This window comes from Halorubrum sp. SD612 (assembly GCF_002135005.1).
In genome coordinates this window covers 1-24,752 of sequence record NZ_NEWI01000036.1, presented here as the reverse complement: position 1 = coordinate 24,752, position 24,752 = coordinate 1, and the positions used below count along the sequence as shown (strand labels likewise).

The following is a 24,752-nucleotide window of genomic DNA, read 5'->3' as shown; positions in this document are numbered from 1 at the left end:
ACTCTGGCCTTCCTGAACTCATCGAATCCTCCGACAAAGACTGGATCGGCCCACTCCGGAGCAACCGACAGGTGACCTACGGCGGCGAAGAGATCCGCGTCGATGCGCTTGCAGAGCGCATCGACACAGTTGAACGCGACGTCGAAGACGAGACCTACCACATCTGGACAAAGAAGCTTCCCGTCTCCCAACTGGGAGACGTGAAGCTGGTGCTCGCTGAGAAACTCAGCTTTGAACGTTGTCGTGCTAACACTATTGAGCCCGGAATCGGAGGAAGAAACGTTCTACGAAGAGTTTACCGTATCGATCGAACAGGAGAGTGATTCACAGAGGATAATGAAGACAGCGTTCACGGCGTTTGAACCTCCAGTGGAGAGCGGAGCGTCTACGGCTGAACTCTCTTTTCCGTGCTCACACCGTCTCAAACGCCATTTTCGGTCGATTAAGTGTTAGATACTCAACGTTCAAAGCCGAGTCATTACAAACGTTCCAGCAGAGGCGCAGCGGAGAAAGACTCTCTCCGACTTTACTGAATGAGCTGTCGAAGACCGCTCAACGTGGCGTTGAGTCCAGCACGTATTGTTGCTCAGATCCCCGGCCGCTCGTCGTGATTTCAGGGAGACAAACGAGCCACTCGCCAACGGTTCGGGCGCGTCGACGCGTGGTTGAATCCGAGAGAGTGGTCTCGTCTGCGAGGATCTCCGTAATGTCGCGTCGGGAGAGAGTACCGTCTACTTCGAGTTGAGCGTATACACGGGAGATGATCTCGACACCACGGATCTGCTGTGTAAGGAGGGCGTCCGCAGATTCTCGATTGCCGCGATCGAGATACGTGAGATATTCCTCGCCGAGGCGGGTGAGTCCCCAGCGACGGATGGTGTGGTTGTCGATCTCGACTTCCTGTTCTTTGTGGAGGAACTGGAGAAGCCACGCGGCGATACCGTAGTAATCCGCTTGCCGCGGATCGAAGCTGTCTGAATCCGTCTGTCTTCGAACGTATTCTGCGATATCGGGTTTAGTATCAGAACCCATTCCGACCGCTTGGATGACAGTGCGAATCACCTCAAAGTTGTCCGCCTGTGGTACCTCTAGAGATGGGATGGTATCGGTGCGCTCCGGTTTCTCGAACGCACTCCAGAACGTGGGGTCAAGTTCGTAGGATTCGTCGTCTGTAACAACACCAATACCGCTCTCAACCATGATGTCTGTGAGACGGTCACCGTCGATCAATCGGATGAAATCTTGGTCTGCGCTTGTCTCGGCTCCAGAGGTGAACGAGGAGGTCGTCATCACCGTTCCGATGTGATACTGTTGCTCCGAAAGAGCGCCTTTAAATCCGCGGAGGGTGTGGGCGCCGACGCTGTTCCCGGTAGCATATTGTTTCGCTTGTACGCCGAGCCGAGCGTGGAACAGTTCTCGATCGATGACAGCGTGAATATCGATCCCGCCATCGCCACAGAAGGGCGTTAGCTCAAGTTTACGAGTTGGCTCCGCACGCTCGATCACCATCTTACAGAGCTGTTCAAACTGCTCGTGATCGATCTGTAACCCCCTATCAAGCAGTTCTTCCTTCGCGGTCGATGCTTTCATTCAAGATCGAAGTTTTCGCCGCTGAATAAAAATCCACTCGCCAGAGCAACCAGTCCGTTTCGGTAGCTGGATGAGGCTTATGTTGAGAAATCCAATTCCGAATACCCGTACGTGTAGCACTTGATCCCGTTCTCCTCACAGTGCTTCACAAGCTCTCCCGGGGAGACGTCCTCCTCCTCGAAATCACCCAAGAACGCGACTGCCACGTCGTCATCGCCACGCTCCTCGGAGCCTTCCACCACGACGGCCGTGTCCGGGTCGCTGTGGCTGATCTTAATTACCTTGTCACCTGCCACGTACGGATTCTCCGCGAACTCGAGATTCTCGTGTTTGTACGTCCAGAGCTTGACGTCTTGGTCGTCACAGTACGACGCGAGGATCGCGGGGTGGTAGTCGCGCCACGCACCCGGCCCCTCGTCGAGCGAACTCGGGAATGCGACCCGAACCGCTTCCCCGTCCATTTCGTGTCCGAACGCTCCGGTGTTTTGCTCCGGCGGCAACACCTCGACGACGATCCCCACCGACGGCTCCGAGTCCCCGGCCTTCACCACTCGATCCCCCGGTGAGAACGGATTCTCCGGCTTCTGATTCATGTGGGCGGTGTTAGGACCGAGATCGATCAGTTCGTTCATCGGGCGGGCCGCGAGGTGGTCGAGTTTTTCCGGGGACTCGCCCGAGAACGCCTTCTCCGTTTCGACCTTCGATTTCAGCGTCTCGAGTCGCTCCCACCCGAGTAGCATTAGACTGTCCTCGTTGTCCCGATGCCAGACCATCACCACGATATCGTCGTCGGGGTCCCGTTCGACGAGCGACTCGGGGAGGAAGGCAGAGACGTCCCGTGAGGACTTCACGTCGACTGTGTAGCCGAACACCTCGAAGTCGTGCCCGGAGAAGCTCTCGGAGTTACACCGCCGGATTGCTTCCTCGTTTTCCCACTCCCACATCTCGACGGGGAGGTACTCGCGACAGAACTGCTCGAACGCGAGTTCACCGAGGTTTCCGATCCGCTTGACGTCCAGGTCGTCGGCTCCCTGAATGACCGCTTGGTGGTGGGCTCGCTCGTGATCGATTTCGTCCGGGGTGAACCGATACATTAGTTGAGTATCAGACACCGGACAGATATATTTTCAGTATTAAATATCAAACCAAAGAAAGAGCGGGCGAAGGAGCGTCGCGATTCCGGCCCCGACGAGAGCGGCTGATTAATCGTGAAACCTCGAGCTAGACTGGCCTAGCACGACGAAACCACCAACCACCCAAAGGACTTTACCTCGACTCCGTCACGTGTATTTCACGAACCGCACGAAGGCGACGACCCCCGTCATGCTGCGTGACGAACTCAAACCCGTCACTGGGGGTTCGCCTTATATACACCCGGCCGCCGTCCTGTTAATTTGCCCCGTCAGAAAACGTGACGGGCGCGACGGGATTTGAACCCGCGGCATCTTGGTCCGGAACCAAGTGCTCTGTCCGCTGAGCTACGCGCCCTCACGAGCCGGTATCCGCGGCGGGCGGTTAACGCTTCTGACTCGGATCGTCGTCCGAGGCCCGCGGGTCAGTCTGCCACTCGAACGCTTCGCCCGGAGAGTCGGCGGCGGCGACACCGGCGGACGCGCCGCCGTCGGTTCGGGCTCGGTCGGTCGTGTCGCTCTCGCCGTCGATCGCGCCCGCGGCGTCGAACAGGCGGCCGACGAACAGCAGTCCGGGGCGGCGCTCGACGACGGCGACCCAGACGACGAGCGCCGGGGGCAACACGATCAGCGACGCGAAGTAGGCGAGCGTGATGCTGGCGGCGGTGAGGAGGCCGAACTGCCCCAGGACGGGGGTGATCGCCAACACGAGGACCCCGGTCCCGAGCGCGGCCGTCGCCCACGTGCCCGTGAGCGCGCCGCCCGTCCCGCGGAGCGTGGTGATCACCGCGGCGTCGACGTCGACGCCGCGCGCGTACTCGTCGTGGAAGCGGTGCGCGACGTGGACGGTGTAGTCGACGCCGAGCCCGATGGTGATCGCGAGGATCGTCGCGGTGATCGCGTTGAACGGGATCCCGCCGAGCCGCATCGTGGCGGTGAGCGTCGCGACCGCGACCGTCACGGGTACGAGCGTGACCAGCCCGAGCGTCGGGCTACCGAGCAACAGCCAGAAGAGGATGACGAGGAACACCGCGGAGAGCCCGAGCGCGGCCGCGAGCGAGACGATCGCGGAGTCGAATATCGTGTCGGCGACCGCCTGAAAGACGACGATCTGGCCGGTGGCGATCGCGTCGCCGCGGTAACGGTCGGCGACGCGGCGGGCGTCGGCGGCGATCTCGGCGTCGCTGGCGTCGGACTCGACGGCGTACACGATCCGCGTCGAACGGTCGTCGTCCGCGAGGTACTCGCCGGTGAAGTCGTCGTACGGCGAGTCGCGCAGCTCCGCGTAGATCCGGTCGAGGTTGCGGTTGGGACGACCGTCGTCGAGCGACGACTCCTCGACGAGCTGTTCGAACTCGGGGTCTTCCGAGGCGTACGCGTCGATCGCGCCCTGGACGCTGTCGGTGCTGGCCCGGCCGTCGACCGTGACGAACGTGTCGGGCGGGTCGCGCTCGGCGCGCGCCAGGCTGCGGAGGGCGGCGTCGCTGGTCATGCGCCGCTCGACGTAGATCGTGACGGTGTCGTCCTCGCTCGTGGCGAAGTTGTCGGAGAGGAAGTTGATCGTCTCCGTGGCGGTGTACTCGCCCGGCTGGAGCGGGCCGGGAAGGTAGTCGACGTACGCCGGCTCCGCGCTCGGCGGCAGGAAGTCGTCGTCCTCGAACGTCGTATCGACGCCGGCGCCGTAGCCCGCGGCGCCGGCCGTGATCAGCAGGACGACGACGAGGAAGACGGCGGGCGCGGGCCGCGAGATCCCCGAGAGCCGCGGGAGGAGCCGACCGAGCGCGGAGTCCTCGGAGCCGAGCGGGCGCGAGCCGAACTCGGGCAGCGAGCGCTCGGCGCGCCAGCGGTCGAGGAGCAGCTTCGCCGCCGGCAGGAAGCCGACGAAGATGGCGAGGGTGAAACAGATCCCCAGCCCGGCGACGAGGCCGAACTCGCGGAGCGGCGGCAGCGAGCTCGTGAGGTTCGCGAGGAAGCCGATGATCGTCGTCCCGGCGATGATCGAGTAAGCGACCACGAGCTGACCGAGCGCGCCGCGCATCGCCGTCTCCGGGGTCGCGCCCGCGGCGCGGTCCTCGCGGTAGCGGTTCACCGTGTGGATCCCGAAGTCGATCCCGATCGCGAGGAGGAGGACTGGCACCGCGATCAGCACCTCCGAGAAGGCGATCCCCGCGTAGCCGGTGAAGCCGAACGTCCAGACGACGGTCATCAGCAGCGCGATCCCGCCGAGGACGAAGTCGAACGGGTCGCGGTAGGCGTACGCCAGCAGGCCGAGTATCACCGCGAGCGCCGCGGGCACGACGATGCCGAGCGAGTCGAAGATGACGCGCTGGAACTCGTCGTCGACGATGCCGCTCCCGAACGCGGTGATGTCGCCCGGGGCCTCCTCGGCGACCGTCTGCGCCTCGGACTGGATCGGCTGCGTGTCGGCCGACGCCGGGAACCCGTGGTTGACGACGCCGAGCGACGCCGAGGCCGTTCCGGACTCCTTGTTGAAGTCGTCCGAGAGGAGCGTCGCGAAGCCGGGGTCCCGCGCGGCGGCGGCCACCGCGTCCTCGATCTGCCCGTCGCTGGCGCGCTCGATTGCGTCGCGAGCCGCTTCCGGGGTGTCGGCGTCCTCGTCGAGCTCGGCCGCGACGTCCATCGCCGGCGCGGAGAAGCTGGTTACCCGCAGGCTGTCGCGCTCGTCGAGCCGTTCGGCGGTCGCCAACATGTCGAGGAGCCCGCGGCGGTCGAGCACGTTGGTGTCGCGCTGGATCAGCTGCGTCGTCGGGTCGTCGCCACCGAAGGCGGGCTCGAACTGCTCGTTCACGCGGTCGAGCGCGTCCGACTCCTCGATCCCGTCGGTGAACTGGTCGCTGCCCGCGCTCGCCTCCAACAGCGCCATGCCGGGCGCGAACAGGGCGGTCACGACGAGGCAGGCGATCACGACCCGGCGCGGCTGCTCGATGACCCGATCGGTGATCGCGCCGAACAGTCGGGTGACCGGGTCCATCTATCGGGAGCGGAGTCGACCGCGGAGCCGTGAGATCGCTCCGCTCACCCGACCGCGCTGCCAGACGACCACGCCGCCGACCGCGAGGACGCCGAGCAGGGCGACGATCCCCAGCGGCGAGGAGAGTGCCCCGCTGTCGTCGGCGATGACGACCTCGACCGGGAGCCGGTAGGTGTCGGAGAGCTGTTCGTCGCCGTCCGCGTCGTCGTATCAGAAGTCGACCGCGGCCGCGTACGTCTTCGGCGTGGCCCCGCCGTCGACCTCGACCTCGAAGGTGACCGTCGTCGCCTCGCCCGGGTCGAGCGAGGTGACGAACGCCTCGTCGTCGGACGACGAGAGCGGCGAGTCGACGAACAGTTTCGCCTGGACGTTCGAGATCGGCTCCGGACCGGTGTTGCGGACGACAGCGTGGTACTGGACGGTCGACCCCGGCGTGACCGCCGAGGGGTCGGTGGCGTTCGGCTCCGCCGGCGACACCGCGAACACGTCCGCCTCGGGCGCGACGTCGACGACAGCGTCGAGCGCGTCGGAGGTGACCACGTCGCCGGCCGATCCGGTCGACACGAGCGAGATGCCCCCGTCGTCCGTCCGCCTCGCGCTCACGCCCTCGTCGGTGCCGATCCCGCGGTAGCGGACGGCCACGTTGACGGTCCGGGGACCCGGATTCGCGTCCGTCCGGAGGCCGGCGTCGAACGTGGCGGTCGCCGTCTCGCCGACCGCGAGGTCGCCGACCGTGTCGCGAGTGGAGCGCGGCACGATGTTCTGGTCCGTCTGGACCGTGTCCTGTCCCACGCCCTCGGGGGCGGGTGCCTGATTGCTGAACACGACGACCGCGTTCTCGATCTCGCGGGGGCCGCGGTTGCGCACCTCGACGGTGAACGAGCCGTCCTCGCCGACGCGCAGCGTGCTGTTGACGGCCTCGGCGACGAACGACTGGGGGGGGCAGCGGCGTCACGCCCGTCCGGACTGTCCGGGCGGCCGCGTCTGCGCGCTCGGCGTCGCGGTAGTCGACCTCGAACTCCAGCGTCGACGACCGGGCGGTCGCCTCGCCCGCGGAGGCGAACCGGTAGGCGAACGTGCGGTTCTCGCCCGGGGCCCACGCGCCGACGTACGTCTCGGTCGTGCCCGCGTCGGTGGCGAAGGTGAGGTCGGGGTCGATCGGGTTCGCGGCGACGGAGGCCTCGTGTGCGGTCTCGTTGCGCACGTTCCGCATCGTCACCTCGACGATGCCGTTGTCACCGGCCTAGACGACGCCGTCGACGTCGACGACCGCGAACTGCGCGCGGTCGGTGATCTCGACGGAGACGTACACTGTCTCGGACGTGATCTCCTCGTCGCGGACCGTCGAGCCGTCGTCGACCTCCGCGCTCTCGACGTTCCGGTACTCCAGTCGGATCGGGACGCGGTAGACGCCGGGCTCGGCGTCCTCGTCGGGGACGACCGTGAACTCGATCGGCCCGGTGACCCCGCGGGCGACGTCGCCGACCGTCTGCTCGCCGGTCCGCACGTCGAAGGGGACCTCCCGGTTTGCCTCGTCGCCGGCGAGGATCCGCGCCGTCGTCTCGTGGGCGGTCACGACCTCGCTCTCAAGATCGTCGGCGCCTTGTTCGTCGATGTCGCCGCGGTTGTTCAGGTTCACCTGAATGGTGGACTCCTCGCCGGGGACGAACGCGGTCTCCGGCGCGAACGCCTCGATGTCGGGGTCGCCGCGCACCGTGTCGTTGGCCTCCTGCGCGACTACCGCTCCGGTCGCGACGAGGGACACGACGAGAAGCAGGACGACGACCGTCCGGATTCGGCTCATGTTGGTTACCACCGGATTGGAGGCTGCGACGTAATACCCTTCGGGAACCCGCGACAACAACGTATCTGTTTCCGTATAGGTGTCGCAAACGGGTCTCGGTAGTCGATGCGACAGAAATTCGAGACACACCGGATTCTACCGGTTTGACGCCAGTTACTGTCGAACTGCCGAGAGGCGCAGAAGCGATCATCAAAACGATCTATCGTTTCGCGATCGCTTTTTTATATACTTAACCGGCGTCAAGCGTCGAGGCTTTGTGGGAGCGCGTCGGAGGGCGCGCATGGAGTCGCTCCGCGACCTCGGGCTGTCGAGCTACGAAGACCGGGCGTACCGCGCGCTGCTCGCCCTCGGCACCGGGACCGCCGCGGCCGTCGCCGAGGAGAGCGGCGTGCCGAAGGGGCGGATCTACGACGCGCTCGGCGGGCTGGAGTCGCGCGGCTTGGTCCGGGTCCAGACCGACCGGGAGCCGAAGCGGTACGCGCCCGTCGAGCCCGCCGTCGCCGTCGACCGGCTGGTCGAGGCGAAGCGCCGGGAACTCAACCGGCGGATCGAGACGTACGAGTCGGGGAAAGGGGAGCTGATCGACCGGCTGGCGGACGCCGAAACGGCGGACGACGAGTTCTGGACCGCCGCGGTCGGCGCCGACGACTCCCTCGACCTCCTCTTCGAGCGGATCGACGCCGCCGAGGAGTCGATCGTGGTCGTCGCCACCGACGTCTCCGCGCAGTTCGACGTCGACCGCGACGGACCGGCGCTCCTCGACCGGCTCCTCGCGGCGATCCGGGGCGGCGTCGACGTCTCCGTGCTCATCTCGCCGAGCGTGTTCGACGACGCGCGCGCCGCCGTCGACGAGGACCGGGCGACGCTGACGATCGCGCAGGGGCCCTTCGAGCTACGCGTCACCGAAGACGCGTACGGGAACTTCTATCTCATCGACGGCGAGGAAGTGTGCCTAGAGGTCGCCGACCCGCTTTCGCCCGACCGGCTGTTCGGCATGCTCGACCTCCGCGACCGGGGATTCGCGGCGCGCGTGAACGAGGGCTTCGAGGCCGCGTGGGCGGACGGGACCGTCGTCGACGAGGTGTGACGCCCGCGGATCCGGCCGCTCGGAGGGTCGTCGGAGCGCGACCTGACCACCAGTCCGGACGGCCGCACCGGGTCCGGATGGATCGGGGGCGTCCGTCGATTATCAAAACAGATTTCTCCGGCGCGCAGCTTTATCACCCCGCGTCCGTACCGTCGGTAGAACCCATAGTGACCCTCCGGCCATCCGACACGTCGACGCCCGACCGCGGCGGCGACGAGGGCGACGCCTCGGCGACGGATCCCCCCGAGACCGACGACGCAGAGCGGGCGGCTCGCGCGGAAACACGACCGGAGACCGTCAGAACGTGCGGCGCGCCCGCCGACCGGGAGTCGGGGACTCGCGACGGGGCGCCCCCGGACGGCGGCTCGGTCGAAGCGGACCGGTTCCTCCTCGCCGTCGCCGTGGACGGCGAGGTGTTGTTCGCCGGCCCGTCGGCGACGGACGTCGTTGGCGTCGAGCGCGACGCGCTCGTCGGGAGCGACCTCCTCGACCGCGTCCACCCGAGCGACCGCGACCCGGTGGCCGACGCGCTGTCGGCGGTCACGGCGAACCGGACGGTCACCCACCGCATCCGCCGCGCGAGCGGCGGGTACGCGTGGGTCGAGTCGATCGTCGACGAGGAGCTCGCCCCGGAGTTCGGCGGCCGGATCGTCACGGTCCGTCGAGTCGACGTCGACCGAACCTTCCCAGAGCGCTACCGGGCCTTCCTCGAGTACGGTAGCGACCTCGTCACCGTCGTCGACGGCGACGGCCTCGTCGTCTACGAGAGCCCCTCCGTCGAGGAGGTGCTCGGCTACGAGCAGGGGGCGACCGTCGGGCGCTCCCCGCTCGGCTACGTCCACCCCGACGACCGCGAGCGGGTGACGGAGCGGTTCTATCGCGCGCTCGACGAGCCGAACGCGGCGCCCACCCTGGAGTACCGCTACCGCACCGCCGACGGCGACTGGGTCTGGCTGGAGTCGCGGACGCGCTCGCTGCCGGCCGACAGCCCCGTCGGCGAACTGCTCGTCAACTCCCGCGACGTCACCGAGCGGAAGGCGCGCGAGCGGCGGCTCACCGACCGGAACGAGCGGCTCGACCGCTTCGCGAGCATCGTCTCGCACGACCTCCGGAACCCGCTGTCGGTGATCCGCGGCTCCATCGAGATGGCGCGGCTGCGCGGCGAGACGGAGCCCCTCGAACGCGGCGAGCGCGCCGTCGAACGGATCGACCAGCTCGTCTCGGAGCTGCTCACCCTCGCCCGGCAGGGGACCGGCATGGACGAGCCGACCGAGTTCGCGCTCGCGAGCGTCGCCCGCGACGCGTGGGAGACCGCCGCCGAGGGCGACGAGCGCGCAGAGCTGGTCGTCGCCGGCGACGCGCAGGTGTACGGCGACCGGGGGCGGATGCGGCAGGCCCTGGAGAACCTGTTCCGCAACGCGAGGGAGCACGCGACGCCGGGCGCGGCGGAAGCCGCGGTCGACGGTTGCGAGGACGTGCCGACAGACGGGGACGAGGAGGCGCCGGCGTCCGGCGACGACGCGCTCACCGTGCTCGTCACCGCCACCGACGAGGGGTTCCTCGTCGCGGACGACGGGGCCGGGATCGACCCCGAGGACCGCGGCTCCGTGTTCGAGTCCGGGTTCACGACCCGAGCCGACGGGACGGGGTACGGGCTCGACATCGTCCGCGAGATCGTCGAGTCCCACGGGTGGACGGTCGAACTCCGCTGCGACGCCGACGGCCCCGTCGGGCTCCCGGACGGGCGGCGGCTCCGGATCCCGGAGGGCGCGTGCTTCGAGGTGTGCGCCCCCGACCCGGCCGACACGGACCCCGAGGAGCCCTGGATCGATCGGTAGGGGGAGGACCCGGCGCGTTTATTCCTCGCGGCCGCCAATTCGGCCCGTGAGCGTCGCCGACCTGACGGTCCGGCAGGCCGAGCGCGCCGACCTCCTCGCGGTGGTCCGGATCGAGCGCGCCTGCTTCTCGGACCCGTGGCCGCACGACGCCTTCGAGCGACTGCTGGACGAGCCGGCGTTCCTCGTGGCGGAGCGTGAGGGCGCAGTCGTCGGGTTCGTCGTCGCCGACTGGACGCCGAACCACGGCCGCGACATCGGCCACGTCAAGGACCTGGCCGTCCACCCCGACACCCGCGGCGAGGGGATCGGGCGGACCCTCCTCCGGTCGGCGCTGGCGCGGCTCCGCGCGACCGGCGTCGCGGTCGTCCGCCTGGAGGTGCGCGAGGGGAACGACCCCGCCCGCTCGCTGTACGCCGACGAGGGGTTCGAACCGGTCCGGCGGGTCGGCGGCTACTACCGCGACGGCGAGGACGCGCTCGTGCTCGTCGTCGACCTCGCCGCGTGGGCCGGGCGAGCGGGGTCGGGCGGCGGCGACGGTGTAGAGTCGAGGTAACGCGCCGCACGCCTATCCGCTTGCGGCGCGGGGTTTGCCAAGGCTTAGTGTCTGGGAGGCCGACCCGATCGGTATGAGTTCGGTTCCCGAGCGGTCCGAGATCGACGCCGAGTACAAGTGGGACCTCGACGGCATCTACGCCGACGACGAGGCGTGGGAGGCCGCCTACGAGACGGTTTCCGACCGGATCGGCGAGCTGGCCGACTACGAGGGGCGCGCGACCGAGGACGCCGCGACCCTCCTCGAGCTCCTCGAACTGCGCGAGGAGATCTTCCGCGAGCTCCAGCAGGTGATGACGTACGCCCGGCTCCGGAGCGCCGAGGACACGCGGAACCAGGAGTATCAGGCGATGTCGGCGAAGGCGTCGTCGCTCGGCTCCGAGGCGTCGAGCGCGATCTCGTATCTCGACCCCGAGATCCAGTCGCTGACCGAGGCGGATGTGGCGGACTTCGTCAACGACGAGCCCGGGCTCGCAGAGTACGAACACTACTTCGACGACGTGCTGCGCAAGAAGCCGCACACGCGGTCGAGCGAGGTCGAGGAGGTGCTCGCGGACCTCTCGGAGGTCACCGACGCGCCGAGCGAGATCTACTCGATGTTGACGAACGCCGACATGACCTACGGCGTCGTCGAGAACCCGGACGGCGAGGAGGTCGAGATCACGCAGGCGAACTTCACGAAGCTCCAGACCAACCCGGACCGCGAGTTCCGCGAGCGCGTCCACGAGACGTTCTACGACGAGTGGGCCGACGTGCGCAACGCGGTCGGCACGTCGCTGGAGAAGGCCGTCCGCGAACACGTCACGAGCGCCGAGATCCGCGACTACGACTCCGCGCGCGCCGCCGCGCTCGACGGTTCGAACGTCCCCGTCGAGGTGTACGACACGCTCGTCGACACCGTCGACGACAACCTCGACGTGCTCCACCGCCACGCCCACCTGAAGGCCGAGGCGCTCGGCGTCGACCGGCTACGGAGCCACGACCTCTACATGTCGCTGACGGGCGACCAGGGTCCGGACGTGGAGTACGAACAGGCCCGCGAGTGGGTGATCGAGGCGGTCGCGCCGCTGGGCGAGGAGTATCAGGAGCGACTGGCCGAGGGGCTCGACTCGCGGTGGGTCGACGTGTACGAGAACCGCGGGAAGCGCTCGGGCGCGTTCTCCTCGGGCACGTACGACACCCAGCCGTACATCATGATGAACTACCAGGACGACATCGCCTCGATGTACACGCTGGCCCACGAGCTCGGCCACTCGATACACTCCGAGCTGGCGGGCGACGCGCAGCCGTGGCACGACGCGAGCTACGAGATATTCGTCGCGGAGATCGCGTCGACAGTCAACGAGACCCTGCTCACCCACCACCTGCTCGACACCGTCGAGGACGACGAGCTCCGCACCCACGTCCTCGACGAGTACCTCGAACGCTTCCGCTCGACCCTCTTCCGCCAGACGATGTTCGCGACGTTCGAACAGGAGATCCACGAGCGCGTGGAGGCCGGCGACGCGCTCACCCCCGACGCGTTCGACGAGATCTACGGCGACCTGAAGGGCGACTACTACGCGCCCGCTGAGCTCACGGGCGGCATCGAGCGCGAGTGGCAGCGTATTCCGCACTTCTACTACGACTTCTACGTCTACCAGTACGCGACCGGCATCTCTGCCGCGGCCGCGATCGTCGAGCGCGTCCTCGACGAGGGCGACGAGGCCGCCGCCGACTACCGCGAGATGCTGCGGGCGGGCGGCTCCGACTACCCGCTCGACGTGGTCGAACTCGCCGGCATCGACATGGCCTCGCCCGACCCGATCGAGTTCGCCGTCGGGATCTACGACGAGTACCTCGACGAGATCGCGGCGCTGCTCGACCTAGAGTAACGCCGACGCGCGAGAGTCGACCGATCCCGCCGACGGGCCGGCGCAGTCCGGCCCCCGAACGACCGAGCCGGCGGCCCAAAGCATATGATTCGCTCGGCCGAACCCGCCCGCCGGGATGGACCGCAGGCTGCTCGTCGTCCCGGGTGTCCTCCTCCTGCTCGCCCTGATCGCGGACGTGAGGGTCGTCCGCTGGGAGGCGGCGCTCCGCGCGGGACCGGGGCTCGAACGACACCCGACCGTGAACGCGACCAGCCTCCCCGCGAGGTGCGCAGAGGCCGCCGTCGCCCTCGCCGACGGCGACGACGTCTCGATTCGGGGGTATCGGATCGCTCCCGGCTCCCTCGATCTCGTCGTCGAACGCACCTCCGCCTCCGGTCGGTGGGCGCTCGGCGACGCGAACTGCGCGGACCGCCTCGCCGGAGTCGACGACCTGCGCGTCGACGGCCGCTCGTACCGGGTGCTCGGTCAGTACTTGCGCGGGCGAGTTGACCGGACCGCGCTGTTCGGGCTGGCGCGGCTCGGGAGCGGAGTCGTGGGCGTCGGACTGCTCGCGGTCGGGCTCCTCGCGACCGTCGGTCGGGAATCCGAGTGACGGCGGTGGCCGGTTCCGACCGGCCGCTCACCGGGAACCACCGCCGCTCATCCTCCAATTTTATTAGCTGTCTGAGCAGTTACCGACGATATGGAGTGGCACGAGCGTTCGGAGGCCGGGGCGGACACGCTGCGCCGACAGGCGGTTCGAATTCCGCTCCCCGACAGGGAGGCGGAACGGGACCTCCACGAGAACATGGCCCGGATCGCGGACGCCGGCGAGCGGAAGGCCCGGCTACTCGACGATCCGGACGTCCCGCTGACGGAAGTGTACGAGGACGAACTGGACGAGATGCGACAGAGCTTCGAGTACCGCTTACAGCAGGTCGCCGGCGAGGAGTACTACGACGTCGCGACCGCGTATCTCGACGGCGAACGCGACGACTGGATCGGAGCGCTCGCCGCGTACTACTTGGAGTGTTACTACCGCTTACAGGAACGCTACACTGTCGACGAACAGATCTTCTTTCTGTTGATCCTCCGATACCCGGACTGTTTCACGGTGAACCTCAGTTTCCTCGGCGGTGAGATCAGCCGAGACGCGGTTCGGTACGAGTCCTCCGCGCTCGCGGACGCGGACCTCACGGAGCGCGGTCAGGAGCAGTACTACGCGGACAGCCAGTACTCCCAACACGAGGCCGCGGAGTACCTCCGCGAGAGCGTCGGCTGTATCCGCGAGACGTTCCCGGACCCGGACGCGACCTCGGCCGAACGGCGGCAGTACGGCGGGTTCATCCATCTCACCGGACGGCAGGGGCCGACGTTCGCGGAGCGCCTCGACCCCTGGGCTCCGGACCCGGACCGGTTCGACGAGCCGGCCGCCACGCCCGATATCGTTCCGGAGGGGCCGGAGGCAAGACGAGCGAAGCGACCGCTCCTCACCGACGCCGAAGTGTTGATCTGACGGTCGCGGACCGGTCTCGACGGTCGGCGGCAACCGGGCGGACTCGTCGCGGCCCAGCTTGCGGGGACCGGTCCGACCGTCCCGGCACCGATTTACCGCTCCCCCGCGACACGAGTAATCATGGACGAACGCGTACGCGAGCACGCCGAGGTGCTTGTCGACTGGAGCGCGCGGATCGAGGCCGGCGACGACGTGGTTGTCAGCGTCGCGGAGGACGCCCACGAGCTGGGGGTCGCGGTCGCCGAAGCCCTCGGCAAGCGGGGCGCGAACGCCACGACGATGTACGGCTCCGCGGAGCTCTCCCGCGCCTATCTAAAAGGCGTCGAGGCCGGGACCGACGGCGATGTCGACGCGGACGACTTCGACTCGGACCCCGCGGTCGAGCGCGCGATGTTCGAGGCCGCCGACGCCTACCTCCGAGTCGGGGGCGGGCGCAACACCACCGCGGTCGCGGACGTCGACCGCCCGACCCGGCAGGCGTACGCGAAGGCGCGGCAGGGCGTCCGCGAGGCGCGGATGGACACCGACTGGGTGTCGACGGTCCACCCGACGCGGAGCCTCGCCCAGCAGGCGGGGATGGCCTACGAGGAGTACCAAGAGTTCGTCTACGACGCCGTCCTCCGCGACTGGGAGTCCCTCGCCGACGAGATGGCCGAGATGAAGTCGGTCCTCGACGCGGGCGACGAGGTCCGGATCGTCACCGAGCGCGACGGCGCTCCCGACACCGAGGTGACGATGTCGATCGCGGGCCGCACCGCGGTTAACTCCGCCGCCTCCGTCGCGTACGACTCGCACAACCTCCCTTCCGGTGAGGTGTTCACCGCGCCGTACGACACCGAGGGCGAGGTCTTCTTCGACGTGCCGATGACGATCGACGCGACGCGGGTCCGGAACGTTCACCTCGCGTTCGAGGGCGGCGAGGTCGTCGACTTCTCGGCGGAGTCCGGCGAGGAGGCAGTCGCGGACGTCCTCGACACCGACGACGGCGCGCGGCGGCTGGGCGAGCTCGGGATCGGGATGAACCGCGGCATCGACCGGTTCACCGACTCGATCCTCTTCGACGAGAAGATGGGCGACACCGTCCACCTCGCGGTCGGCCGCGCCTACGACGCCTGCCTGCCGGAGGGCGAGTCCGGCAACGACAGCGCGGTCCACGTCGACATGATCTCCGACGTGAGCGAGCGCTCCCGGATGGAGATCGACGGCGAGGTCGTCCAGCGGAACGGGACGTTCCGGTGGGAGGACGGCTTCGAGGCGGAGAACTGACCCTGTCAGAAACGGGGCAGCGAAGGGCGGACCGCGGCTATTCGGTCGCCGCCTCGATAGCCGCTTCGAGGTCGGCGACGATGTCGGCGGGGTCCTCGATGCCGACGGAGAGGCGCACCATGTCTGGGGTGACGCCGGCGGCCTCCTGTTCCGCTTCGGTCAGCTGCTGGTGCGTTGTCGACGCCGGGTGGATGACGAGCGTCTTCGCGTCGCCGACGTTCGCGACGAGCGATGCGAGGTCGGCCTCCTCAACGGTCGCGCGAGCCGCCTCGTAGCCGGCCTCCAGCCCGAACGTGAGCATCCCGCCGTAGCCGCCTTCCAGGTACTCGCTCGCCTCCTCGTGGGTCTCGTGGCTCTCCAGCCCGGGGTAGTTCACCCACGCCACGTCGTCGTGGTTGTCGAGGTACTCGGCGACAATCCCCGCGTTCTCGCAGTGGCGGTCCATGCGCAGCGGGAGCGACTCCGTCTGCTGGAGCGTGTTCCACGCGTCGAACGGCGACTGCTGGTCGCCCAAGTCGCGCAGGCCGCGAGTGATCGCCGCGAAGGTGAACGCCGCGTCGCCGAACCGCTCGGCGAAGTTGATCCCGTGGTACGCGGGGTTGTCCTGGGCGATCTCGGGGTACTTCTCGGCGTGGTCGGCCCACGGGAACGAGCCGCCGTCGACGACGACGCCGCCGACCGTGGTGCCGTTGCCGGTGAGCCACTTGGTCGTCGACTCCCAGACGAGGTCGGCGCCGTGTTCGAGCGGCCGGCAGAGGTACGGCGTCGCGAACGTGTTGTCGACGAACAGCGGGACGCCGTGCTCGTGCGCGATGTCGGCGATCCGCTGGATGTCCGGCGTGACCAAGGCGGGGTTCCCGATGGTTTCGATGTGGACGTAGGCGGTGTCCTCGTCGATGGCCTCGGCGTACCCCTCGTAGTCGAGGGGGTCGACGAACCGCGTCGAGACGCCGCGGCGCTCGACGGAGTGAGTGAGGTAGGTGTAGGTGCCGCCGTACAGCGCCGACGAGGTGACGATGTTGTCGCCCGCCGAGGCGAGGAGGAACGTCGTCACGTCGAGCGAGGCCATGCCCGAGGCGGTCGCGACCGCGCCGACGCCGCCCTCCAGCGAGGCGATCCGCTCTTCGAGGGCGGCGTTGGTCGGGTTCATCAGCCGCGAGTAGACGTTGCCGGCCTCCTCCAAGCCGAACAGGTCCGCGGCGTGGTCGGCGTCGTCGAACTGATAGGCGGTCGTCTGGTAGATGGGCGTCGCGCGGGCGCCCGTCGCCGGGTCCGGGTCGGAGCCGGCGTGGACGCTTCGCGTGCTGAACTTCGGGCCGTCGTCCCCCTCGTCGGATGGCATGGATCTGTGTTCCGCTGCCGCGTAGTTAAAGCCGACCGGCCCACGCGGGCGTTTCCGGTATCTCTGAGATCGGGGACGAGCGCGGTCGAGCGCGGGGGCGGCGCCGGACCGCCGGGCGCGCCCCGCCGCGCGAACTCGTGGCAACCGTTAACAGCGTCGGGCCGTAACTTCCGGTATGGGAACACAAGGTCCGCGCGGCGATTCCGCCGAGCTGGAGGAGCTGCTGGGGGAGATCCCGGACGGGGTCTGGCAGTACCTCGCGCTCGGCGTCGCCCTCCTCGTCGCCGTCGCCCTCCTCGGGCAGAGCCTCGCGTTCGGCGTCGCGGCGCTGGCGGTGCTTTTGGCGGCCGTCACGGTCGTCAGCGCCGTCGAGATCGTCGACGCCTACGACAAGGAGGCGCTCACCGTCTTCGGCGAGTACCGCGAGCTGCTCGAACCGGGCGTCCACCTCATCCCCCCGTTCGTCTCGCGGACGTACGCGTTCGACATGCGGACCCAGACGATCGACGTGCCGAGCCAGTCGGCGATCACGCGGGACAACTCCCCCGTGACCGCCGACGCGGTCGTCTACATCAAGGTGATGGACGCGAAGAAGGCGTTCCTCGAAGTCGACGACTACAAGAACGCCGTCTCGAACCTCGCACAGACCACCCTCCGCGCCGTCATCGGCGACATGGAGCTCGACGACACGCTCTCGCAGCGGGAGCTGATCAACGACCGGATCAACGAGGAGTTAGACGAACCCACCGACGAGTGGGGGATCCGCGTCGAGGCCGTCGAGGTCCGCGAGGTGAGCCCCTCACAGGAGGTCCAGCGCGCGATGGAGCAACAGACCGGCGCGGAGCGCCGCCGCCGCGCGATGATCCTCGAAGCGCAGGGTGAACGCCGCTCCGCGGTCGAGCAGGCCGAGGGTGACAAGCAGTCCAACATCATCCGCGCGCAGGGTGAAAAACAGAGCCAGATCCTCGAAGCGCAGGGAGACGCGATATCGACCGTCCTCCGCGCCCGCTCGGCCGAGTCGATGGGCGAACGCGCCATCATCGAGCGCGGCATGGAGACCCTCGAAGAGATCGGCAAGGGCGAGTCCACCACGTTCGTCCTCCCGCAGGAGCTCACCAGCCTCGTCGGCCGCTACGGCAAGGCCCTCTCCGGCTCCGACGTCCAGCAGATGGAGGGGCTCGACGGCAAGGAGTTCGACGAGGAGACGGAGAAGCTGCTCGGGTTGGAGGACATCGAGAGCGCCCTCGAACAGCTCGACACCGTGGCCGACAGCGACCTCCGGACCGACGAGACGCGGGACTCGGACAACGTCGACCTCGCCAAACAGGAGGCGGCGACCCGCGAGGCCGACCGCGACATCGAACTGGAGACCGAGAGCGAGCGACCGGGGACGTGAGCTCAGCTCACGACTGTAACACGTCGTCGACCGCGAGGCGGATCGGGACATCGAGCCGGAAACGAAGACGGAGCGACCGGGACGGCGGGCGGGCCGACTAGGAGTAGCGGTCAGCTCTCACAGGCCCGACACTCGAGAATGTCTCGACTGAACTTCTGTGCGGCGTTCACGCTGTGCTGATAGTAGAGGCTCTTAACTCCCTTCTTCCAGGCTTCTATGTAGAGCTGATTGATCTCCTTCACGCTCACTTCGCTCGGGTCGATCGAGACGTTCACGCTCTGTGCCTGGTCGATGTGTTTCTGTCGCTGTGCCGCCTGATTTATGATCGCCATCTGCGGTATCTCGGCGAAGGTCTTGAACACCTCTTTCTCTTCGTCGGTCAGACAGTCGAGGTGTTGGACGCTCCCGTCCTTGTTCGCGATGCTGTCCCAGACCTCGCGGGTGTCTTTGCCCCGCTCGGCCAGTAGCGCCTGAAGGAACCTGTTCTTCTGGGTCGACTTCAGCTTCGCACCGTCTCGCACGAAGTAGTTCGATTTCAGCGGCTCGATGCTCGGACTGACCTGGCCCAGAATGACGCTGCTCGATTTCGTCGGCGCCACGCTCATCGTCGTCGCGTTCCGCCTGCCGTACCCCTCGAGAACCTCCGGCTCCCCGAACTCGTCGGCGAGCGCTTCGCTCGCCTCGTAGCTCCGCTCTCTGATGGTCCGGAATATCTCCTCGTTCTTCTCCATCGCCTCCATGCTGTCGAAGGGGATCATCTCGCGCTGGAGGTAGCTGTGCCACCCGAGGACGCCGATCCCGATCGCCCTGTGTCGCTTCGCGAACCGCACGGCCCGCTCCATGAACCGGACGCCCTCCGTGCGCTGGATGAACTCCTCCATCACCGCGTCGAGGAACCGGGTCAGCGTCTCCACCGCGTCGGTGTCCTTCCACTCGTCGTAGTGGAGGGCGTTCATGCTCGAGAGACAGCAGACGAAGCTCTCGTCCGCGGTGGCCGGCAGCGCTATCTCGGTACACAGGTTGGACGCGTTTATCTGGTACCCCTTTTCCTTGTACACCTGCGGCTTCCCCTCGTTCATGTTCCCCCGGAAGATGATGTACGGGACGCCGATGTTGATCCGGGTCTCGATGATGTCCGCCCAGGTCTCTCGCTTCTCTTCGTCGCCGTCGACCATCGCCTGAAACCAGTCGTCACCGATGATGACGCCGTAGTAGATGTCCTGTACCGGGTCCCCCTCGGTTTTGATGTTGAGCCACTCGTCTAAGTCGTCGTGTTCGACGTCGATGTAGCCGGCGAACTGCCCCCGCCGGGTCTCGCCCTGACTGATGACGTTGATGATCGTGTCGAACAGCTCCGTGAAGCTGTAGCTCCCGTTGCTCTTGCCGTTGTTGGTTATCTGACTGCCCCGCGGCCGCAGCTCGCCGAAGTACCCGCTCGTGCCGCCGCCCTGCTTGGTCATCTCACCGACCTCGGCTTGGGTGTGGAGAATACTCTCGATGTTGTCCTCCATGTGGCTGCCGAAGCAGCTGATGGGAAGGCCCCTGTCCAGGCCGAAGTTGGACCATATCGGGCTGGCGAGGCTGTAGAACCCGCGGCTCATGTACTCGTAGAACCTGTCCGCGAACCCCCCCTCACCGAGGATCTCCTCGGCGCGCTCCGCTATCTGTCTGACCCGCTCTTCGGCTTCGACGCCCTCGAGCAGGTACCCCTCTCTGAGAAACTCCCTGCTGTCCTCGTTCAACCAGTAGAACGGTTCGTCGTGCTGTTCCGCAACGCCGTCGGGTGCTGTTTGTGCCATCGTTAGAACATGTCCTCGGCGGTGACGCTCTGCGTGTGTTTGTTGTACGTGGTCGACCGCTTGCTGAAGAAGTCGTTATCCTTCGTCATCATGATGTCCTCGTCGAACCATCGCGTCTCCTCGAGCAGGTCGTCGTCGGTCTCGAATATCGGCTCCGCGCCGACGTTTTCCAGACTCCGATTGAACCGGTCTCGCAGGAACGCGTCGACGTGCGACCTGGGAAGGAACTCCAGCTCGCCGTCAGCGAATATCCAGTCGAGTATCTCGGTCTCCGCCTCGTAGGCCTGCCGACAGGCCTCCTGAACGTCCGCCTCGAAGTCGTCGTCGAAGAGGTCCGGGTTCTCCGCTCTGATCGTCTCCACCAGCTCGACCCCGAACAGCCCGTGAATCTGCTCCTCCTTGCTGGTCGCTTCGACGGCGTTCGCTATCCCTTTGAACTTCTTTTCGTGCTTGTCGAAGCTCGTCATGATGAGGAACTGGCTGAACAGCGACACGTGTTCGACGAACGTACTGAACAGCAGGATGCTCATCACGTACTCCCGTTCGTCGTCGCTCTCGCTCTTCTCCAGATACGCGTCGAGATACTCGATCCGCTCCTTCATCGCCGGCTCCGCAGTCACCTGCTCGAAATCGTCCGTGATTCCCAAGACGTCGAGCAGGTGACTGTAGGCGTCCATGTGGCGCACCTCGCTTTCCGCGAAGGTCATGCCCACGTTCCCGACCTCGGCTTTGGGCATCTCCTCGTAGATGTCGGACCAGAACGTCTTCACCTGCACCTCGATCTGCGCGATGGCCAACATCGTCCGCTTGATGACGGTCTGCTCGGCGGGGGTGGTGTTGACCTTGAAGTCTTGGACGTCTCCGTCGAAGTTGAACTCCGTGTGGACCCAGTAGCTGTTCCGGATCGCCTCGACGTAGTCGAGAAACTCGCCGTACTCGTAGGGCTTCAGCTGTGTTCGCTCGGAGAAGATGTCCGTCTCTGTGTCTGCGCCTGTACTCGCGTCGGTGTTTGCGTTTTCGCTGTCACTCATTTGGCCATCTCGAACGTGACCGATTGCGTTGGATTGCCGCTGCCACTGTCTCGCGTCAGTCCGGTGAGTCCGACCGCTATCGTGTCGCTCGGGAGACGGTCCTACAGCGTACCGTGAGTGTAGCCGCGTGAACCGTAACGGATCACACAGACTCTACTGTTATAAGTATTACCAACAAAATTGTAGTACAACAAGTTTACTTTCATACTGGAGGCACGGAGCCGTCCCTCCGGTCGACGAGACGTGAGAGTCGGGCGACGTCGACCCCGCCAAACAGGAGGCGGCGACCCGCGAGGCCGACCGCGACGTCGAGTTAGAGATCGAGAACGGGCGACCGGGGAACTGAGCGGGAGAGCAACTGAGACCCGAACTCAGGGCCGCCAGCGATCGGGGTCGACCGCCCAGAGGAGGCCGACGGCGACAGCCCCGCCGACGCCGCCGGCGACCAGCGAGAGGGGGAGGGACGCTCCCGACGCGATAGCCGCCAGTAGCAGGGCCGATCCGGCGAGGAGCGCGCCGGTGTCCTCCGTGATCGTCGCCTGAACCACCGGCGCCAGGGCCGCGCCGACGACGGCGCCGGCGGCGATCCCGCTTCCCCGACCGATGAGGACCGCGTGCGCCGCCGGGTTCGTCGCCGTCGCGGGGACCGACGCGGGCGCGAGGACGAGACCGACGCCGAACGCGAACGCGGCGGCCGCGCCGAGCGCGGGCGCGACGAGCGCGGCGCGCGCGGAGCGGTCGGAGCCCGCCGCGGCGGCCGCACCGCCGACGAGCAGGACCGAACCGGCAGCGAGGAGCGCGGGGGCGGCGAGGAGCGAGACGTGCGAAGGGCTGACGAACGAGATTCCATCGGGCGACGACGGCGAAGGGACGAAGCCGGGCGCGACCGTTCCGGCCAGCCCGAGCGCGGCGACGCCGGCGACGAGGAGGGCCGATCCGAGGAGTCGACTCCGGAGTGGCATGGGCGGTCGAACGCGGTCCGATCACAAAACGGTCGCGGGACGGAGGCGAGAATCGGAGTTCCGGACCGGTCGCCCTCACCTAATTCGAAGCGGAGGCCCCGCCCTCAAGGAGCGTCGGGCTTCTGGCCCCGGCGGAAGCACGGGCGAGTAGGGTGGGGAGGAAGCCGACCCGGTATCGACCGGCCGCCAGACTGGTGCCTTCTTACACCGTGATTCCGGCGCGCCCGTCGCCGATGACGACGATCGCACGTTCCGGCGGCCCGCGCTCGTCGGTGAGCCGCAACAGGAGGGTCTTCACGACCGGCTCGTCGGTCTCGACCTCGCCGCGGACGCCGCTCTGGTCGACGGCGATCCGGAGCGAGCGGTCGCCGGTGCGGCTGATCCCGCCGAGGCGGAGTTCGACCTCGGCGGACGTGAGTCGCTGTGCGATCACCAGCACCGCGTCGCCGCCGTCGTCGACGAAGTCGGTGCGCTCGACGAACTCGCGGGACTCGGTCGCGTCGGGCTTGAGCGCGCCGCGGGCCGCGGCGGCGGACCGGAAGGAGGCCGCGTGCGTCAGCAGCTCCTCGGGCCGAGCGAGGACGCTGCGGTCGTCCACCATCGGATTGCCGTCGACGTAACGGCTCCGCACGCCGAGGTCGCGGGGGGTCGAGGCGGCGACGTCGTGGAGGCGGTCGACGCACCCGGCGGTGGCGACGGAGAGCGCGCCGGCGACGACCGCGCGACGGTACACGGCCTCGACTGTGACGCACCGACGTAAAAACCCCGCCGTCACGCTGACGCGGACTGAGAATCGGAGCCGCGGTCGCGGCGCGGGCGGCGGTACCGGGGACGGTGCGGACGACGGCACCGGGGCGGCGCGGGCTACTCCTCCATCGCCGGCGCGGGAACGCCCTCGTCGCCGGCGTCGATCTCGAAGGCGCGCCGCAGTTCCGCGATCCGGTCGCGGATGTCCGCCGCCAGCTCGAACTCCAGGTTGCTCGCGGCCTCGTCCATGCGCTCTTCGAGCGCCTCGATCTGCGCCTCCGCCTCGTCCTCGCTCTCCACGTCGCCGACGCTGACGTTCGAGGTGTCCGTCTTCGACCCCGGGAGGTTCGTCTCGCTGACCGGCTTGTCGATGGTGGTCGCCTCGTAGCCGTGTTCGGCGTTGTACTCCAGCTGGATCTCGCGGCGGCGCTGGGTCTCGTCGATGGCCGCCTCCATCGAGTCGGTGGTCTCGTCGGCGTAGAGGACGACCTCGCCGTTGACGTTGCGCGCGGCCCGCCCCATCGTCTGGACGAGCGTCGTGGTGGAGCGTAAGAATCCCTCCTGGTCGGCGTCGAGGATGGCGACGAGAGAGACCTCGGGGATGTCGAGCCCCTCGCGCAGCAGGTTGATGCCGACGAGCACGTCGATGTTGCCAAGGCGGAGGTCGCGGATGATCTCGTGGCGTTCGAGAGTGTCCGTCTCGTCGTGCATGTACGCCACGTCGACGCCGGCCTCCTCGAGGTACTCCGTGAGGTCCTCGGCCATCCGCTTGGTGAGCGTGGTGACGAGGACGCGCTCGTCGCGCTCGATCCGCTCGTCGACCCGGTCGAGGAGGTCGTCGACCTGTCCCGTCGCGCCCGTCACCTCCACATTCGGGTCGACGAGGTGGGTCGGGCGGACGATCTGCTCGACGACCCCGTCGGAGGTCTCGCGCTCGTAGTCGCCGGGCGTCGCCGAGACGTAGAGGGTGCGGTCCGTCTTCGCCTCGAACTCCTCGAAGGTGAGCGGGCGGTTGTCGTAGGCGGTCGGGAGCCGGAACCCGTTCTCGACGAGCGAGTCCTTCCGCGACTTGTCGCCCTCGTACTGCCCTTTGATCTGGGGGATCGTCTGGTGGGACTCGTCGACGACCGTGAGGAAGTCGTCGGGGAAGTAGTCGAGCAGGGTGTAGGGGGCGTCGCCGGACTCCCGGTCGTCCATGTGGACCGAGTAGTTCTCGATCCCCGAGCAGTAGCCCGCCTCGCGGAGCATCTCGATGTCGAACGTGGTGCGCTCCTCGATGCGCTGGGCGGCCACGAGGTCGCCCTGCCGCTCGAAGTAGCTGACGCGCTTCTCCATCAGGTCCTCGATCTCCGCGACCGCCTGTTCGAGCTTGTCGTCCGGGATCGAGTAGTGCTCCGCGGGGTGGAGCATCACCGCCGGCTCCTCGCTCACGACCTCGCCGTGCATCGGGTCGACCTTGATCATCCGGTCGATCTCGTCGCCCCACAGCTCGACGCGCACCGCGTACCGGCCGTACATCGGGTAGATCTCGACGGTGTCGCCGCGCACGCGGAAGGTGCCCTGCGTGAAGTCCACGTCGTTTCGCTCGTAGTTCAGGTCGACGAGCCGGGTGAGCAGCTCCTCGCGGCCGATCCCCTCGCCGACTTCGAGGCGGAGCGCCATGTCGCGGTAGTTCTGCGGGTCGCCGAGCCCGTAGATGGCGGAGACCGAGGCGACGACGATCACGTCGTCTCTGGTGAGCAGCGAGCGCGTCGCGGAGTGGCGGAGGCGGTCGATCTCCTCGTTGATCGACATCTCCTTGTCGCTGAACGTGTCCGTCTGCTCGACGTCCGCCCCCGGCCGGTAGT

17 protein-coding genes, 1 tRNA gene and 2 pseudogenes are annotated in these 24,752 nt (G+C 67.4%); 9 read left to right on the top strand and 11 right to left on the bottom strand.

What is annotated here, in order from left to right:
* Positions 1-224 (top strand): annotated as a pseudogene (locus B9G38_RS06150) (IS701 family transposase); the annotation flags it as partial.
* Positions 225-552: 328 nt separating this feature from the next.
* On the opposite strand, the gene B9G38_RS06145 reads toward B9G38_RS06150, so the two are convergent.
* From B9G38_RS06145 to B9G38_RS18780, 5 genes and pseudogenes are all read right to left on the bottom strand, one after another.
* Positions 553-1,590: a restriction endonuclease gene (locus B9G38_RS06145; RefSeq protein ID WP_086219823.1), complete on the bottom strand. Its 1,038-nt coding sequence runs from the start codon at positions 1,588-1,590 to the stop codon at positions 553-555.
* Positions 1,591-1,667: 77 nt separating this feature from the next.
* A complete protein-coding gene (locus B9G38_RS06140; RefSeq protein ID WP_086219822.1) occupies positions 1,668-2,684 on the bottom strand; it encodes a hypothetical protein in 1,017 nt (338 codons plus the stop codon).
* Between the two features lie 321 nt (positions 2,685-3,005).
* A tRNA-Arg gene (locus B9G38_RS06135) sits at positions 3,006-3,078 on the bottom strand.
* 27 nt (positions 3,079-3,105) lie between these two features.
* On the bottom strand, positions 3,106-5,712 hold the full coding sequence (locus B9G38_RS06130) for an RND family transporter (RefSeq protein WP_086219821.1): 2,607 nt from the start codon (positions 5,710-5,712) through the stop codon (positions 3,106-3,108).
* A pseudogene (locus B9G38_RS18780) lies at positions 5,713-7,516 on the bottom strand (COG1361 S-layer family protein).
* A 280-nt stretch (positions 7,517-7,796) separates the two neighbouring features.
* On the opposite strand from B9G38_RS18780, the gene B9G38_RS06120 reads away from it, so the two are divergent.
* From B9G38_RS06120 to B9G38_RS06090, 7 genes are all read left to right on the top strand, one after another.
* Entirely contained in the window at positions 7,797-8,603 is an 807-nt protein-coding gene (locus tag B9G38_RS06120) for a TrmB family transcriptional regulator (protein WP_086216323.1), read from the top strand.
* A 167-nt stretch (positions 8,604-8,770) separates the two neighbouring features.
* A complete protein-coding gene (locus B9G38_RS06115; protein WP_086216324.1) occupies positions 8,771-10,441 on the top strand; it encodes a PAS domain-containing protein in 1,671 nt (556 codons plus the stop codon).
* 46 nt (positions 10,442-10,487) lie between these two features.
* Complete coding sequence (rimI, locus tag B9G38_RS06110; RefSeq protein ID WP_086216325.1) at positions 10,488-10,994, top strand: ribosomal protein S18-alanine N-acetyltransferase; 507 nt, start codon at positions 10,488-10,490, stop codon at positions 10,992-10,994.
* 73 nt (positions 10,995-11,067) lie between these two features.
* Positions 11,068-12,867: an oligoendopeptidase F gene (gene pepF / locus B9G38_RS06105; protein ID WP_086219820.1), complete on the top strand. Its 1,800-nt coding sequence runs from the start codon at positions 11,068-11,070 to the stop codon at positions 12,865-12,867.
* A 115-nt stretch (positions 12,868-12,982) separates the two neighbouring features.
* Positions 12,983-13,459 carry a hypothetical protein gene (locus tag B9G38_RS06100; protein WP_086216327.1) on the top strand — a complete coding sequence of 159 codons (477 nt, stop codon included), beginning with the start codon at positions 12,983-12,985 and terminating at the stop codon, positions 13,457-13,459.
* 90 nt (positions 13,460-13,549) lie between these two features.
* Positions 13,550-14,362: a hypothetical protein gene (locus B9G38_RS06095; RefSeq protein WP_086219819.1), complete on the top strand. Its 813-nt coding sequence runs from the start codon at positions 13,550-13,552 to the stop codon at positions 14,360-14,362.
* 120 nt (positions 14,363-14,482) lie between these two features.
* The gene (locus tag B9G38_RS06090; RefSeq protein WP_086219818.1) at positions 14,483-15,628 is read left to right on the top strand and encodes an aminopeptidase; all 1,146 of its coding nucleotides are present in this window, start codon (positions 14,483-14,485) and stop codon (positions 15,626-15,628) included.
* A gap of 37 nt (positions 15,629-15,665) precedes the next feature.
* Here B9G38_RS06090 and B9G38_RS06085 read toward each other — a convergent pair whose 3' ends face one another.
* Positions 15,666-16,970, bottom strand: a complete 1,305-nt coding sequence (locus B9G38_RS06085; RefSeq protein ID WP_086219817.1) for an O-acetylhomoserine aminocarboxypropyltransferase/cysteine synthase family protein — start codon at positions 16,968-16,970, stop codon at positions 15,666-15,668.
* A gap of 175 nt (positions 16,971-17,145) precedes the next feature.
* On the opposite strand from B9G38_RS06085, the gene B9G38_RS06080 reads away from it, so the two are divergent.
* Positions 17,146-18,366 carry an SPFH domain-containing protein gene (locus tag B9G38_RS06080; protein ID WP_086219816.1) on the top strand — a complete coding sequence of 407 codons (1,221 nt, stop codon included), beginning with the start codon at positions 17,146-17,148 and terminating at the stop codon, positions 18,364-18,366.
* A 110-nt stretch (positions 18,367-18,476) separates the two neighbouring features.
* Here B9G38_RS06080 and B9G38_RS06075 read toward each other — a convergent pair whose 3' ends face one another.
* The 5 genes from B9G38_RS06075 to uvrB all read right to left on the bottom strand — a co-directional run.
* Positions 18,477-20,165, bottom strand: a complete 1,689-nt coding sequence (locus B9G38_RS06075) for a ribonucleoside-diphosphate reductase subunit alpha (protein ID WP_086219815.1) — start codon at positions 20,163-20,165, stop codon at positions 18,477-18,479.
* A gap of 2 nt (positions 20,166-20,167) precedes the next feature.
* Positions 20,168-21,196: a ribonucleotide-diphosphate reductase subunit beta gene (locus B9G38_RS06070; protein WP_086219814.1), complete on the bottom strand. Its 1,029-nt coding sequence runs from the start codon at positions 21,194-21,196 to the stop codon at positions 20,168-20,170.
* A gap of 371 nt (positions 21,197-21,567) precedes the next feature.
* Positions 21,568-22,158: a hypothetical protein gene (locus tag B9G38_RS06065; protein WP_086219813.1), complete on the bottom strand. Its 591-nt coding sequence runs from the start codon at positions 22,156-22,158 to the stop codon at positions 21,568-21,570.
* A gap of 202 nt (positions 22,159-22,360) precedes the next feature.
* Positions 22,361-22,891 carry a hypothetical protein gene (locus tag B9G38_RS06060; RefSeq protein ID WP_086219812.1) on the bottom strand — a complete coding sequence of 177 codons (531 nt, stop codon included), beginning with the start codon at positions 22,889-22,891 and terminating at the stop codon, positions 22,361-22,363.
* 131 nt (positions 22,892-23,022) lie between these two features.
* The coding region (gene uvrB, locus B9G38_RS06055) for an excinuclease ABC subunit UvrB (protein WP_086219811.1) at positions 23,023-24,752 on the bottom strand (1,730 nt) is incomplete at its 5' end.

What these genes read in the sequence shown, in the direction of transcription:
- B9G38_RS06145 (WP_086219823.1), bottom strand. Translation starts at nt 1,590, where the DNA reads ATGAAAGCATCGACCGCGAAGGAAGAACTGCTTGATAGGGGGTTACAG.
- B9G38_RS06095 (WP_086219819.1), top strand. Translation starts at nt 13,550, where the DNA reads ATGGAGTGGCACGAGCGTTCGGAGGCCGGGGCGGACACGCTGCGCCGA.
- B9G38_RS06080 (WP_086219816.1), top strand. Translation starts at nt 17,146, where the DNA reads ATGGGAACACAAGGTCCGCGCGGCGATTCCGCCGAGCTGGAGGAGCTG.
- B9G38_RS06140 (WP_086219822.1), bottom strand. Translation starts at nt 2,684, where the DNA reads ATGTATCGGTTCACCCCGGACGAAATCGATCACGAGCGAGCCCACCAC.
- B9G38_RS06130 (WP_086219821.1), bottom strand. Translation starts at nt 5,712, where the DNA reads ATGGACCCGGTCACCCGACTGTTCGGCGCGATCACCGATCGGGTCATC.
- B9G38_RS06100 (WP_086216327.1), top strand. Translation starts at nt 12,983, where the DNA reads ATGGACCGCAGGCTGCTCGTCGTCCCGGGTGTCCTCCTCCTGCTCGCC.
- B9G38_RS06085 (WP_086219817.1), bottom strand. Translation starts at nt 16,970, where the DNA reads ATGCCATCCGACGAGGGGGACGACGGCCCGAAGTTCAGCACGCGAAGC.
- B9G38_RS06070 (WP_086219814.1), bottom strand. Translation starts at nt 21,196, where the DNA reads ATGAGTGACAGCGAAAACGCAAACACCGACGCGAGTACAGGCGCAGAC.
- B9G38_RS06090 (WP_086219818.1), top strand. Translation starts at nt 14,483, where the DNA reads ATGGACGAACGCGTACGCGAGCACGCCGAGGTGCTTGTCGACTGGAGC.
- B9G38_RS06065 (WP_086219813.1), bottom strand. Translation starts at nt 22,158, where the DNA reads ATGCCACTCCGGAGTCGACTCCTCGGATCGGCCCTCCTCGTCGCCGGC.
- B9G38_RS06075 (WP_086219815.1), bottom strand. Translation starts at nt 20,165, where the DNA reads ATGGCACAAACAGCACCCGACGGCGTTGCGGAACAGCACGACGAACCG.
- B9G38_RS06120 (WP_086216323.1), top strand. Translation starts at nt 7,797, where the DNA reads ATGGAGTCGCTCCGCGACCTCGGGCTGTCGAGCTACGAAGACCGGGCG.
- pepF (WP_086219820.1), top strand. Translation starts at nt 11,068, where the DNA reads ATGAGTTCGGTTCCCGAGCGGTCCGAGATCGACGCCGAGTACAAGTGG.